Origin of the sequence: Allorhizocola rhizosphaerae (genome assembly GCF_003426775.1) — a bacterium.
In the GTDB taxonomy this organism is placed as follows: domain Bacteria; phylum Actinomycetota; class Actinomycetes; order Mycobacteriales; family Micromonosporaceae; genus Allorhizocola; species Allorhizocola rhizosphaerae.
Genome location: NZ_QJUG01000009.1, coordinates 1 through 12,468, shown reverse-complemented (window position 1 = coordinate 12,468; position 12,468 = coordinate 1). Strand labels below are relative to the sequence as shown.

The following is a 12,468-nucleotide window of genomic DNA, read 5'->3' as shown; positions in this document are numbered from 1 at the left end:
CCATGGGCACATACGCGCAGCTAGGCGCTGTCCGCACCTGGTATGAGGAACACGGCAAGGGTGATCCACTGGTGCTGATGCACGGCGGGCTCGTCGACAGCAGGTGGTTCGAGCCCAACACCCCGGCGCTGGCGGAGCACTTCCACGTGTATGTGCCGGAGCGCCGCGGGCACGGCCACACGCCCGATGTCGAGGGTCCGATCACCTACCAGCTCATGGCCGAGGACACGATCGCGTTCCTGGAGCAGGTCGTGGGCGAGCCGGCCGATCTGGTCGCGCACAGCGACGGCGCGGTGGCCGCCATGCTGATCGGCATCCAGCGGCCCGATCTGGTCAAGCGGCTGGTCCTGATCAGCGGCGGGTTCGACAAGAGCGGCGAGGCGGCGCCCGAAGCCGAGTGGGACGTGGACGCCATCGAGCAGTTCCTCGGCCCGGCCTACGCGGAGGTGTCCCCCGACGGGGCCGAGCACTTCCGGGTCGTGGCCACGAAGATCGGCGAGATGGCCGCCAAAGAGCCGCACATCGACATCGCCGAGGTGGCGAAGATTCGCGCCCGCACACTGGTCATGGCCTCCGACGACGACCTGTCGACGCTGGAGCACACGATCGAGATGTTCCGCGCCATCCCGGGCGCCGAGCTGGCGATCGTCCAGGGCACGTCGCACTTCCTCACCCAGGAGAAGCCGCATCTGGTCAACACGCTGCTGCTGGACTTCCTCACCCGCGAGCCGATCACCACGGTCGCCCCGGTCAGCCGCGCCAAGACCGGCTCATGACGCCGGGTTGCCGTCCGCGAGCCAGGCGCGCGCGGCGGCCACCATGGTGTCCACGCCCGTCCGCAGCGTCGGTTCGAGCACCGGGGCGAAGTGTGGCGAGTGGTTGGACGGGATGTCGATATCGAGCCTTCCCGTCACAGCAGCCGCCGCGAACGCCTGCGGGTCGCATCCGCCGACAAACCAGAAGCATGACGGTACGCCGGCAGCCCGCCCGAAGTTGCCGAAGTCTTCACTGCCCATGACCGGCTGCCGCTCGATGACGTTGCGCGTCCCGAGGGCCCGGCCCAGCGCGGCCACGGTCTTGGCGGTGGCTGCGGAGTCGTTGTGCAGCACGGGATATCCGCCCTCCCGCACGATCTGCGGCTCCACCGGAGCGCCCGAAGCCAGCGCCTCGGCCTTGACGATGCGCTCGATGGACGCGAGCACCGCCTCCCGCACGGCCGGGTTGAAGCTGCGCACGCTGAGCAGCAGCTCGGCGTCCGGCGCGATGATATTGGCGGCCGATCCCGCGTGCATCGAGCCGACCGTGACCACGGCCGTGTCCAGCGGCCCGATCTCGCGCGCCACGATCGTCTGCAGGCGCAGCACGGTCGCGGCCGCCATCACGACCGGGTCGACGGTGGTCTCAGGGCGTGAGCCGTGCCCACCCCGCCCGAACAGCTTGACCCGGACCGCGTCCGACGCCGCCATGAAGTTGCCCGCGCGATAGCCGACCGTGCCGGCGGGCAGGTTTACCAGGTGCTGTCCTAACGCGACACTGGGCATGGGGAAGCGCTCGAACAGGCCGTCGTCGACCATCGCCTGCGCACCGCCGCCGTTCTCCTCCGCCGGCTGGAACACGGCCATGACCGTGCCGTTCCAGCCGGGGGCATGCTCGGCGAGCTCCTCCAGCGCGCCGAGCAGCCAGGTGACGTGCATGTCGTGGCCGCACGCGTGCATGAGACCGGGCCGGGTGCTGGCGTAGCCGAGCCCGGTCTCCTCGTGCACGGGCAGTGCGTCCATGTCGGCCCGCAGCAGGACCACCGGGCCGGGCCCGTTGCGCAGCAACGCGACCACACCCGTCCCGCCCACCCCCTCGGTCACCTCGTAGCCCAGTTCGCGGGCGTGCTTGGCGGCCAGCGCGGCGGTCTCGCGCTCCGCGTAGGCCAGTTCGGGGTTGGCGTGCAGGTGCTTGTACAGCCCAGCGAGCTCGATGGTCATGGATCGACTCTAGCCTCAGCAGCGGTCGGGTTTCACCCACGAACATTCGAGCCCGTCAGGCACATCCGACGGCACGACCGATTCCCGGGGCGGCGCGACGCGGGCAGCAGACGGAGCACGGGTGAATGTGGCCAGCGTGACCGCGATGCGGTCCTCGATGCCCGTCTTCACGCTCGTCCCCGACACGAGATAGTTGTTGAGCAGGATCGAGAACACCAGCGGGCGTCCGTCGGCATCGGTCACATAGCCGGACAGGCCCGAAACCCCGGTCAGCGAACCGGTTTTGGCGTGCACGTTGCCCGCGGCCGGTGTGCCGCGCATGCGGCTGCGCAGGGTGCCCCCGACGAAGCGTTCGGCCTCCCCGGCGATGGGCAGGGATTGGTACCAGATGGAAAACCAGGGCTTGCCACGGGCGGCGACCAGCAGATCGGAGATCTCCACCGGCGGCACCAGGTTGAACCGGGTCAGCCCGCTGCCGTCCGACACACGCAGCATGGCGGTGTCCATGCCCATCGACGCGATCGACGTGCGGATCGCGGCCAGGCCGGCGGGCCACGTGCCCTGCCCGGAAACCTTGCGCCCTATGGCTTTGGTGAGCACCTCGGCGTGACCGTTGTTGGACAGCTTCATGAACGGGATCAGCAGCTCGGCCAGCGTCATGGACTGGTGGCTTGCGAGGCTGCGTGCCCCTTCGGGCACGGCCACGCCGAGCCGGTCACGGCCGAGCACGGTGATGCCCTGCCGCTTGAGCGCGCGCCGGAACACGTCGGCCGCATAGCCCGTGGGCTCCCAGACCGTGGACCAGTCTTCGGTCGGCGTGCCGTCGACCGGGACCGTTCCAGTGATGATTATTTTGTTGGTACCGTGCTCGCGCTCGAAGGAGATCGTGTCGGCCCCGCCGGACGCGACCGTCGCGGCGCGGTTGTCGAACGTGACATAGCCGGTGTCCGGTGTGACCGTCACGAGTGGACGCTGCCCGGCGGCCGGGGCCGGGCTGATCTTCACGATCACGTTGCCCATGTCATAGTCGGTGTCGGGCGAGACCGTCAGCGCCGAGACCTGCGGCGCGTAGTAGTACGGCTGGTCGTCCCAGCCCCAGCTGGTGCCGAGGCGCACCGAGTCGAACCAGGTGTCGTCGGCGATCAGGTCGCCGGTGACGACACGCACGCCCTTGGCCGCGACCTGCGCGGCGAGATCGTCATAGTCGCGCTGCAGCAGGGTCGGGTCGCCCGTGCCGCGCAGGTAGAGGTCGCCGAGCAGGGCCGGGCCGCGCTGCGCTGCCAACGCGCGCACCTCGGTGCTGAAGCGGTACCCCTCGCCAAGAATTTCAAGCGCAGCGGCCGACGTCAGCAACTTGTTGTTGGAGGCCGGAAGCAAGCGACGGGAACCGTTGCGGTCGTAGAGGGTTTCGCCGGTGGCCGCGTCGCGCACGACGACCGAGGCCTGCGCCCCGGTGAGGCGGGCGTCGGCCAGAATGGCGTCGATCGCCGCGGCGAGGTTGGCCACGGCCGGGTCTTCGGGCAACGCGACCGCGCCGGTCGTCGGCACGCCCGCGGCAAACGCGGTCACCGCCAGCAGGCCGGCCGCGAGGGATCTCATGTAGAGGCGTCTACGCATCCACGCATGCTGTCATGAAAATAAGTTCCAATCCAGATCACGTTCGCGCGAATCGTTCACTGCGTTTTCCGCAGCGGCGGGGCTCGGATCGCTCCGCGGCCGAGCCCCGCCGCGCAAGAGCACGGCTTCGCCTGAAGAAACCTTGAGCATCTCGGCGCCGAGTGGGGTGAGGGTATGCAGCACCGAGCTGCCCTCGCGGCGGGTCATGATGAGCCCATTATCACGCAAGACGGTGGCATGCTGGCTCGCGGCGGCCACGGACACACCGAGATGGCTGGCCAATTCGCTTGTGCTGCAACCATATGCGGTACGGGCCAGGGCCGCCGCGCGGGTCCGGCCGATGAGCGCGCCGAGCGCGCCTCCGTTGCGGGTTGATCCGTTCGTCAGCGGGGCCGGGTCGCGCGCTGCCGAGAACACGAGCCGGGCCGGACTCACCGGACTGGCCAGATCAAACAGCAGCAGCGGGCGGTCGCCGACGAACATGGACGGGACAAGCTCAAAGCCACGGCCCTCCAGGCGCAGATCGAAGTCCGGCCGCGCATGGATCTCCAGCACGGGCGAACGCCAGCGCACCCACGGGCCGAGCGACGCGAACAGGCGCTCCACGCCGCCGTCGAGCAGGAGGCGGGAGCGGGACAGGCGTTCGGCGTGCAGGTGGGCGTGCACGCGGGGCCAGTACGGTTCGAGCAGCGCGGAGTAGGTCGCGTGCGCGGAGTTGGCGAGCAGACGGCGCCCGAGGTCGGCACGGTCGGCGATGCGCCACGCGTCGGTCGGCAATGGACTCTCGGCGGCGAAAAACTCCAGCTCGGCGCGGGCATCCTCGGGCCGGATCGCGATCAGCGCGCGCAGCCCCTGCTCGATCGTCGGCGCCGCACCGGTCAGGGTCCACAGATCCACCCCGAAACGGCGGCCGCGGATCAGCGCGGCGAGCGGGCGCATCGCCGGGGACAGGCGCTGTCGCGCGTCAGCCTGCCAGCCGGCCAGGGCGACGGGCGGCTTGTCGCGGGCGCGCAGCAGCGAGAAGCCCAGCAGTGTCTCGGCCAGCGGGCCGAGCGTGGGCGCGACGCGGGTGCGGGCCAGGTCGTCGGCAGTGAAGTGGATCCGCCAGGCCATGGCGTCAGCTTCGCAAAGGGCGTGCCGTTTAAGCCACGACTGAAAGGCTTGGCGTGCCGTCCTTTCAGACATTCAGACTTGTCATGTGTGCGGCCATTCCCCGTGGGCCGCACACACCACGGAGGCGCGATGGATCCCGAGGTCATGTGCCGGCGAGGGCAGGACTATGAGCGGGAGCAGGAGTACGAGCTCGCCCTGGCCGACTACCGCGCGGCTCTCGGTGACGCGCGGGTCGACCGGTTGGCGGCGCTGGATGGGATCGCGCGGTGCGAACGTGCCCTCGGCAGCTCGGAGGATTGGGACACGTAGCATCGCGGGTGTGGTGCGGGAGATGCTGGCACGGATCGCTGCGGCGGATCCGGGGCGCGAGGTGTTCGCCGCGTTCCGGCACGGGTACGAGCTCAATCCCCCGGTGGACGCGGCGACGCTCGCGCGGGCGGAGCAGGCCATCGGCGCGCGGTTGCCCGAGGAGTATCGCTGGTTCGTGACGGAGGTCGGCGACGGCGGCGCGGGCCCGTACTACGGGGTGCTCCCGCTGGGCGCGGCGCTGTCCCGGCTCGAAACCGCGCTCGGCTCGCTGGACTCGCTCGGCCACGACTGCCCGCTGGAGTCCGATGTGGACTTCGGCGAGCTGATCGGCCAGCCGGATGACTGGGATGAACACCTGGCACGACTCGAGTCGGACCCCTCATATGAGGCCCGCTTCGGTGAGCTGTCGCAAAAGTACTCCGACGTGCCATGGCTGCACGGCCGTCTGCCCATTGTGGACTATGGTTGCGGGGCCTGGTTCTCGCTCGTCGTGCGCGGCCCCCGGCGCGGCACGGTGTGGCTCGACAGCAGCGACGACAGCACCGGGCTGTACTGCCTCGAAGTCGACTTCATGACGCTCTACCGGCGATGGCTCGACGACGCGCTCGCCGAGGCGACAACGGGCACCGACACTGGGCAGGAAGCTTCATACGGCTTCCTGAAGTACGGCGACAACCCCCGCTACAACTCCTGAACGTGCCGCAGAATCGCATCGCCGTTCGGCCGGAGCCTAAGCTACAGGCAGATCGTAGTCATCGGTAGCCCGGCCATGGAAATCTCTGATAAGCCACAACGATCAGTGGGGCCGCAGGCCGGTTTGAGCGGCCGACGCCCCGGGGGTTCGCCCGGTTGGACGCCGACCGCCCCATGCCAGTGCTAGTAGGGCAGCCAGAGATGGTCGTCGGTGTCGCTGCAGGTGTAGAGCGTGAGCCGGGCGTCGTTGCCCCCGGTCCCGAATCCTGCAACATCAAGGCAGAGGTCCCCGTCGCTGGCAACGTTGCGGATCCAGTAGTAGCCGCTCGGCCGCACCTCCAGATAGTACAATTGGTTGTCGGCGGTGCTGTAGTCGCAGTGGTATTCGCTGACGAGAGTGCCGGAACCCACGGAACCGTAGTTGGGCACGTCCAGGCACAGGCCGTCCTTTTCGTTGCGGATGTTGTAGAAGCCATCACCGATGCCCAGGTCATCGAAGATGAACCGCTGGTTGTCGGCGGTGCTGTTGTCGCACGTGTACTGGTTGACCGGACCGTTCACCGTCCCGTTGCCGTAACCCGGAATGTCGACACATTTTCCAGTGGTGGCGTTCCAGATCACCACGGGTCCGAAGGACAGCGTGCCGATCGATCCTTCGCGCGCCTTCGGACGAGCCGGTTTGGTGTCGTCCGGCGCGGCCGAGGCCACTCCGGCGAACGCGAACACGGATGTGACGAGGCAGACGAGCGACATGCTGAGTCTGCGCACCTTGGATTGGAACATGTAACCCCCATGTTTCCCCGTTGGATGTTGGGCTCAACGCTATCGAGAGATAGCGTCCACTGTCAATATCCATCCACGACAATGTTGTTTGACACTCTCTTTGGATGTGCGTTCCGCCGGAAAGATCTATTGTGGACAGTCGCCGGGTGTGGCCCGCCAGGTTTAGACGCCGGTGGTGAGGGCGCCCGCCACGATCACGCGCTCCGCGCCGTCGCCCGCGCACGCGAGCGGATCGGGCTCCGGCGCGGACGCTGCCGACCGGACCGCCGAGTCGATGTAGGCCCCGGCGATGATCGGACCCGTGGCCACCGCCACGATGTTGCCGTCGACCCGGCCGCCCGTGACAAGGTAGGCGAAATGGCTGGATTCCACACCCGGCGCGGTCCAGTCCCACACTCGTATCCCGGTGCCGCCCCGCAGGACCGTGGTGCACGTGGCGCTCGTGTAGGTGCCCGTCTTCGCATAGGTGGCCGTGGCCGACAGCCCGCCAATGCATCCGGTGAGCTGGCCCGCGGTGCGGAAGGTGACCTGCTGCTCGACGTTTTCAGCGGCGAGTCCCATCTGATGACCTTGTTGATGATGCATGTCACCTGCTGCTGCGCGGCATGAGCGGGAGTCGCAGCGGGGATGCCCAGCAGAGCCAACGTGATAGCTGCGGTAAGTGTTCGCACATCGTCCAGTGGCTCACATGAATACGGCGGCAGTCGAGTGGGCAATGCCGGACCTTGGCTACGGCGGTTCGGGGCGCAAGCATTACAGTGCTGGTCGTGACTGGCCCGGACATGTCTGCCGACGCGCTGCTCGATCGCGTGCTGCGGGTGCTTCAGCATGCGGGCAAGGCGCTGTCCCCGGCCGAGATCAGGGAGGGCCTGCGGTCCGGCGGGATGAGCAAGGGCAGCGCCGAAAAAGCATGGCCCATCGTGCAAAAGCTGGTAAAAGCCCACGAACACGTCGCGATCGAGGGCAGTCGCTACCGTTGGACCGGGCCGCAGGTGCCCGACGTGTCCCCGGCCGAAGCCCTTGAGCTGCTGGTCAAGGATGGGCTGGCCGGGCCGCGACGCACCGCGCTCGCCGAGGTCATCCGGGAGGCTTTGGCGGTACCGTCTAATAACGACAGTGAGCAGGAGGCCAGGCAGCGGCAGGCGGAGATCGACCGGGTGCGGCTGCTGGCCGAGCTCGCGAGCGAGGTCGAGGAGCTGCTGGCCAACGAGACCGACCCGCCGGTGATGATGCGCCAGGTGCGGGCGTGGGTGAAGCGCAGCGGGCTGGATCCGATCGGCCGAGCGGGTGAAGCGACCAGGTTCGACCGAAGGAAACACCAGCCCATCGGGGGCCGGATTCGCGACGGGGCATCGGTAATTGTTGTGCGGCCCGGGTATATCTGGAGGCGCGGCAGCGAGGATGTGCTGCTGGGCAAGGCAGTCGTCGAGGAATAGGTGACCTTTGAGAAGCGGAAGCGGATTGGATTTCGGTACCTCGACCATTTTCGTCGCTTCGCAGCGCGGCGTGGTACCCATTGGCGAGACCTTTGCGTGGATGCCCTCCCTGGTCGGCTATGCCGACGATGGCGCGATCCTGGTCGGCGAGCAGGCGCTCTATGTGGACGATGCCCAGCTGGTGCGCTCGATCAAGCGGTGCATCACGGAGAATCGCGCCTTCGTGCAGCTGGACACGCCGACCGGTACCAAGGACGTGCGCGCCGACGACCTCATGGTCGAGATGCTGCGCGAGACGGTGCGGCGCGCCTCGGCCAAGGGCGTCGACATGACGGCCAATCCCCCGACGCTGGGCTGCCCGGCGATGTGGGACGGCCCGCAGCGGCGCCGGCTGCATGAGCTTGCCCGCCGCGCGGGCCTCGACGTGACCCTCGCCAATCTGGTCGACGAACCGGTTGCGGCCGGCATCGCGTGGCTGTCAAACCAAAAGGGCCCCAAGGCGCCCGTGCGCGTGCTGGTGTTCGACATGGGTGGCGGGACGCTCGACATCGCGGTGCTGGAGGTGCAAGGCCAAGGCAAGCAGGATGTTTCCGTGCTCGCCGCGCTGGGCGTGGCCGAGGCGGGCAACGCGCTCGACCGGGTGGTCGCCGAGGACTTGGAATACCGGCTGGCCGCGAGCGGCATCGATGTGCGCATGCTGGAGCGGCCCAAGCGTGCGCGCCAGCGCCTGCAACACGCCGCACCCGACGTGAAGATCAGCCTGAGCAGCGTGGCCGAGGTCGACGTGAAACTGCCGCGACGCGAGTTCGGCGTGGCGTCGATCCCGTACAGCCGCGAGCAGCTCAACGAGGTTTTCGCGGCGCAGATGGACCGTGCCGAGCAGTATGTAGAGACGGCCCTGCGCATCGCGGCACTGCCCAACGCCACCGAGGTCGAAGACATCGTGAGCGTGTCGATCGACGAGCTCGCCGCACAGGTCGATGTCGTCGTCCTGTCCGGTGGCATGAGCCAGATCCCTTACGTGACCGAGCGCCTGGCCCAGCTGTTCCCGCCGAGCACGCGCATCGAACTGGCCCACGCCTCACCGGAATTCGCGGTCGCGACCGGCCTTGCGCTGGCGAGCGGCTACGCCCGCATCAACAAATACCGGCCGGCCTTCGACATCGTGCTGGAGTGGGACAAGGGCCGGCAGCAGCGCACGGTCTACGAGGCATACACCCCGCTGCTCGAAATGCGCCAGCTGGCCACGGGCGACGGCGAGCTGCGCCTGATCCGCACCGGCCGCCAGCTCAAGCTGCCCGAGGGCGGCACGGGTCGGCTGCGCGTGGTGTCGCACTCCGGCGAAGCCTCACAGGCCAAGCTCGACGGGTCCACTTTGGACGGTTTCGCCGTCGAGCTCAGCTATGACGATTTCGAGTTTTCCCTCTACCCCGACGGGCGCATCCACCTCATCGACGGCAAGGGCGAATACGAGGGGCAGCTTCAATAATTCCCGCAGCGGGTGAGGTTGAACGCTTCGCGAAGGCTTCAACCTCACCCGCGCAAGCGCACGGCTTCGCCCGCACAGCGTCAGCCCTTCGACAATTCCCGCAGCGGGTCAGGGTTGAACGCTTCGCGAAGCCTTCAGCCTCACCCGCGCAAGCGCACGGCCTCGCCCGAACAGAGTCAACCCTTCGACAACGCGCCCCGGTGAAAACTCCGTTCAGGGGAAGCCGTGATTTTGCCTGCTGCTCTGCCCGGTCAAACTCGCGTAACGCGGATGGCATCGGCGATGACGTAGCCGGTGCCCGTGGTCCATCGGCTCACGCCCACCTTGTCGCCGTCGCCCGCCGCGAGCGTGAACACGCCGATCGACATCCACGCGCCGCCGCCGATGCGCTGGTTGACCCTGACCGACTGGGTGCCGGTCGTGGTCGCGATGACAAACGGGGTCGAATCGTTGTAGCCGGAGTTGGCCGGGTACCAAATGGAAATCTCATAGGAAGCCGTCTCGGGGATGTTCACCTTGTACCAGGCGGCGTCGCTCGCCGAGACGGGATCGGCGAAGCGATAGTCGGTGCCGTAGCGCTGGCTCGAAAACGTTGACGAGCCCCAGCTGGCACTGGCCGTGAACCGCCCGCTGTCGGTGTTGTCCACGATGACGCTCCAGCCGCCACCGGGCGGTTCCGATGTCACGGGCGCGACATCGAGATAGTTGCGGTCGATGTGGAGTCTCACGCCGCCCCACGTCTCGTAGACCTCGCCCGCGTACTGGTGCAGCCGTTGGTGGTTGGCGTAGTACTCGTCCGGGCAGTACTGTCCGGCGTCGGTGTCGGCCACGCCGTTCCACCACGCGATCCACAGGTGGTCCAGCCGGGTGTAGGCCGGGTTGTGGTATTCGCTGCACACGTCCGTGATGCCGGACGATCCGCTGGAGTACATCCCGGACAGATAGCCGAGCTCGTGCAGCCGCAGCGTCCAGCCCGACAGATAGGACATGACCGCCGCCTTGCACGACGCGTTGGACGGATAGTGCTCGATGTCGTTGTAGAGGGTGCTGCCCGCCGGGATGCCGAGCGCGCGGGCGGCGTTGACCGCGCTGGTCGCTCTGGCCGCGCCCTCAGACCGAGCCGTGGTCGGATTGCTGGACATTTTCGGCTGGCGTGTGCCGCACGGCGCTTGTTTGTCCAGCTCGATGGGGATGAGCCGCCACCCGTTGTTGACCTGATTGGCCACCCACGTCGCGGTCAGGTTGGGCTGCGAGCACGACCGGCTGGCCCCGCTGATGTAGATGCCGATCGCGCGATAGGGCGAGCTGTTACGCCACGCGTTCATCGCCGATTGCGAGGGTGCCGTGCACGTGTCGAATCCCCTGCCGACAAACGTGCCGGGCTGGGGCGGGAGCGCGGCCTGGATGGCGGGTGCCGCGGTGACTTGTGTGGCCGACGGGATGGGCGCGATGGCGGTCGCGGCCAGCATCAGTGCGAGGAGGGTTCTCATCCAGACCTCCGGGCGGGAGAATTTTTCAGGTCTTGGGGGGTACCTGGAAAATTCTTACCATGCATCGCCTACTATGGCTAGTCGTGGCCTCGCACTACCTTGAGCAGCGCATCCAACACCTCGCGGGTGTGCGGCTCGGCGAGCACCTCACCGATCCACGCCGCCGCGTCGGCGCGGTGTGGCGAGCGCACGTTGGGCTCCAGCCAATCCGACGCGGCCATCTCGGTGATGTGTCCGAGTTGGGCGATGAGCATCGTGAAGTGGGCGCGGCTGTCCACCGCGGCCGGTCCACCAGCCTGTTGATACGCGTCGACCAGTGCGCTAGCCCGGCCCGGGTCGGTGCGCCCGAACTCGAACAGCACGCATGCCAGCTCGTGGCTCGGGTCACACGGGCCGCTGTTCTCCCAGTCGATGACGCACACGCCGCCGCCCGCGGTCGGGAGCACATTGTCTGCCCACAGGTCGCGGTGGCACGTGCGTGTGTTTCGCGGCGGTTCGAGCCACGACTCCAGCGCGACGAGCTCGTCACGCAGCGCGGCCAGCCGCTCGGCGAACGGCGCACCGTGCTCGCGCAGCAGCCCGACCAGCTCGTCCCAACGCGCCGCGCCGACCGGCTCGGTGTACCACGAGTGCACCGGGCCCGACTCGTCCAACGGCACCCGATGCATGGTGGCCACGATCTGCCCGAGCATCGCGGGATCCAGCTCGGTGGTCGGCGGCAGCAGGTCGACCCATTCGTACACGCGCACACCTTGGGCGAAAACGCGCCCGTCAATCGCGCGCCGCACCTGGGGCGTTGGCACTCCCGCCGCATACGCCGCCTCGTGGAACGCGGTCGACGCGGCCACATTGTCCTCAGTGGACCGATGGAACGGGACCTTCACCGCGAACGAACCGTCCGCGGTGTCCAGCCGCCACACCTCGCCCTGCCTGCCCCGCGCGACGGGACCGTCCGACAGCCGTGCGCCTTTGCCGAGCGCGAACCGCCGGGCAATCTCCGCCGCATCCACCGGGCCATTGGAACACCCGCCGCGTGCCGACGCGACAGCAATATCGCGGATAATGCGCGCGCCGCGGACTTGCGGAGCGCGGAGCTCCCTGGAAGGTGGAGGCCGCCCGCACCTAGACATCCGGCCAAAGCGGGCGGATCGCGCGGGGCGGCAGGGGCGCCGGGCGCGGCTTCGGTTGGCTCATCAACACAGCACGGGCACACCCTGGGATGGCACGAATCAGCCGCTCAAGCGATTTTTCTGCCCCGGTTTGGCAGCGGCGATTGCATCGACCAGAATCACACTCTACAGATATTCTCGAATCGCAGATTGTTGAGTCGCGGTTGACAGTTTACGATCAATTACGGTTAGCATGAATGTGAACGTGAATCACGATTCATTAATTTGAGGACTGTTGCCATGGCCCTGACCGAACTTTCCGCCTTCGAAACCGCCTACCAGGCGCTCGCTCCCCTGGACGAGCCGGCCCGCCGCCGCGCCCTGCAGTGGCTGTCCGACGCGCTCGGCGACACGAAGCCGCTGCCCGGTGGCGCGGGCGAGTCGCGCGCCGCC

General features: G+C 67.9%; 12 protein-coding genes. 5 read left to right on the top strand and 7 right to left on the bottom strand.

Annotation, left to right across the window (positions count from 1 at the left end):
• Positions 1–2: 2 nt before the first annotated feature.
• Complete coding sequence (locus tag DM816_RS03125; protein WP_117208523.1) at positions 3–776, top strand: alpha/beta fold hydrolase; 774 nt, start codon at positions 3–5, stop codon at positions 774–776.
• Here the strand turns inward: DM816_RS03125 and DM816_RS03120 are convergent.
• Genes DM816_RS03120 through DM816_RS03110 form a run of 3 tightly spaced genes read right to left on the bottom strand, consistent with a single transcriptional unit; the run spans position 771 to position 4,706 of the window.
• Positions 771–1,976 carry an amidohydrolase gene (locus DM816_RS03120; RefSeq protein WP_117208522.1) on the bottom strand — a complete coding sequence of 402 codons (1,206 nt, stop codon included), beginning with the start codon at positions 1,974–1,976 and terminating at the stop codon, positions 771–773. The two genes, DM816_RS03125 and DM816_RS03120, sit on opposite strands and share 6 nt — an antisense overlap.
• A gap of 15 nt (positions 1,977–1,991) precedes the next feature.
• The gene (dacB, locus tag DM816_RS03115; RefSeq protein ID WP_117208521.1) at positions 1,992–3,593 is read right to left on the bottom strand and encodes a D-alanyl-D-alanine carboxypeptidase/D-alanyl-D-alanine endopeptidase; all 1,602 of its coding nucleotides are present in this window, start codon (positions 3,591–3,593) and stop codon (positions 1,992–1,994) included.
• A 12-nt stretch (positions 3,594–3,605) separates the two neighbouring features.
• Positions 3,606–4,706 carry an ArsR/SmtB family transcription factor gene (locus tag DM816_RS03110; RefSeq protein ID WP_117208520.1) on the bottom strand — a complete coding sequence of 367 codons (1,101 nt, stop codon included), beginning with the start codon at positions 4,704–4,706 and terminating at the stop codon, positions 3,606–3,608.
• Positions 4,707–4,835: 129 nt separating this feature from the next.
• Here DM816_RS03110 and DM816_RS42100 point away from each other — a divergent pair, with 129 nt between their 5' ends.
• Together DM816_RS42100 and DM816_RS03105 are read left to right on the top strand one after the other, a co-directional pair.
• Positions 4,836–5,015, top strand: a complete 180-nt coding sequence (locus tag DM816_RS42100) for a hypothetical protein (RefSeq protein WP_162907045.1) — start codon at positions 4,836–4,838, stop codon at positions 5,013–5,015.
• 10 nt (positions 5,016–5,025) lie between these two features.
• On the top strand, positions 5,026–5,709 hold the full coding sequence (locus tag DM816_RS03105; protein ID WP_162907044.1) for an SMI1/KNR4 family protein: 684 nt from the start codon (positions 5,026–5,028) through the stop codon (positions 5,707–5,709).
• A gap of 182 nt (positions 5,710–5,891) precedes the next feature.
• Here the strand turns inward: DM816_RS03105 and DM816_RS03100 are convergent, their stop codons facing one another.
• Positions 5,892–6,491 (bottom strand): RICIN domain-containing protein, encoded by a 600-nt coding sequence (locus DM816_RS03100; protein WP_117208518.1) that lies wholly within the window; start codon positions 6,489–6,491, stop codon positions 5,892–5,894.
• A 162-nt stretch (positions 6,492–6,653) separates the two neighbouring features.
• On the bottom strand, positions 6,654–7,052 hold the full coding sequence (locus tag DM816_RS03095) for a hypothetical protein (protein WP_117208517.1): 399 nt from the start codon (positions 7,050–7,052) through the stop codon (positions 6,654–6,656).
• Between the two features lie 206 nt (positions 7,053–7,258).
• Between DM816_RS03095 and DM816_RS03090 the strand changes: the two genes are divergently transcribed.
• Positions 7,259–7,927 (top strand): hypothetical protein, encoded by a 669-nt coding sequence (locus DM816_RS03090; protein WP_162907043.1) that lies wholly within the window; start codon positions 7,259–7,261, stop codon positions 7,925–7,927.
• A gap of 70 nt (positions 7,928–7,997) precedes the next feature.
• Positions 7,998–9,416 (top strand): Hsp70 family protein, encoded by a 1,419-nt coding sequence (locus DM816_RS03085; protein WP_342768662.1) that lies wholly within the window; start codon positions 7,998–8,000, stop codon positions 9,414–9,416.
• A gap of 251 nt (positions 9,417–9,667) precedes the next feature.
• Here the strand turns inward: DM816_RS03085 and DM816_RS03080 are convergent, their stop codons facing one another.
• Both DM816_RS03080 and DM816_RS03075 read right to left on the bottom strand, forming a co-directional pair.
• Positions 9,668–10,906, bottom strand: a complete 1,239-nt coding sequence (locus DM816_RS03080; protein ID WP_117208514.1) for a glycoside hydrolase domain-containing protein — start codon at positions 10,904–10,906, stop codon at positions 9,668–9,670.
• Positions 10,907–10,983: 77 nt separating this feature from the next.
• Positions 10,984–11,916, bottom strand: coding sequence for a phosphotransferase enzyme family protein (locus DM816_RS03075; protein ID WP_162907041.1), 933 nt, complete (start codon positions 11,914–11,916; stop codon positions 10,984–10,986).
• Positions 11,917–12,468: the final 552 nt, after the last annotated feature.